The 1,059-nt window shown below is 60.6% G+C and carries 1 protein-coding gene; it reads left to right on the top strand.

Annotated elements, in window-relative coordinates; genetic code table 11:
• A partial coding sequence (tuf, locus tag ACYVI2_RS28930) for an elongation factor Tu (protein WP_460490386.1) occupies window positions 1–1,059 on the top strand: 1,059 nt, incomplete at both ends.

Genomic DNA, 1,059 nt, shown 5'->3' with positions numbered 1-1,059 from the left:
ACGGCAAAACGACGTTGACGGCGGCGATCACGACCGTGTTGTCGACGAAGTTCGGGGGCGAAGCCCGCGGCTACGACCAGATCGATGCGGCGCCGGAAGAGAAGGCGCGTGGTATCACGATCAACACGGCACACGTGGAATACGAGACGCAGAACCGTCACTATGCGCACGTTGACTGCCCGGGTCACGCGGACTACGTCAAGAACATGATTACGGGTGCAGCGCAGATGGACGGTGCGATCCTGGTGTGTTCGGCCGCTGACGGCCCGATGCCGCAGACGCGTGAGCACATTCTGCTGAGCCGCCAGGTTGGCGTGCCGTACATCATCGTGTTCCTGAACAAGGCTGACATGGTTGATGACGCCGAGCTGCTCGAGCTGGTGGAAATGGAAGTTCGCGAGTTGTTGTCGAAGTACGACTTCCCGGGCGACGACACCCCGATCATCAAGGGTTCGGCCAAGCTGGCGCTCGAAGGCGACAAGGGCGAGTTGGGCGAGCAAGCGATTTTGGCGTTGGCCGATGCGCTGGACACGTACATCCCGACGCCTGAGCGTGCGGTTGACGGTGCGTTCCTGATGCCTGTGGAAGACGTGTTCTCGATCTCGGGTCGTGGCACGGTGGTGACGGGTCGCGTAGAGCGCGGTATTGTCAAAGTCGGCGAAGAAATCGAAATCGTGGGCATCAAGCCGACGGTGAAGACGACGTGCACGGGCGTGGAAATGTTCCGCAAGCTGCTGGACCAAGGTCAAGCGGGCGACAACGTGGGTATTCTGTTGCGCGGCACCAAGCGTGAAGACGTCGAGCGTGGCCAAGTGTTGGCCAAGCCGGGTTCGATCACGCCGCACACCGAGTTCACCGCTGAGGTGTACATTCTGTCCAAGGAAGAAGGTGGCCGTCACACGCCGTTCTTCAACGGCTATCGTCCGCAGTTCTACTTCCGTACGACGGACGTGACCGGCTCGATCGACCTGCCCAAGGACAAGGAAATGGTGTTGCCGGGCGACAACGTGTCGATGACCGTCAAGCTGCTGGCTCCGATCGCCATGGAAGAAGGTCTGC

This window comes from Bordetella tumbae (assembly GCF_054780995.1).
The sequence above is the reverse complement of the archived record's forward strand: the minus strand, read 5'-3'. Positions and strand labels throughout refer to the sequence as shown.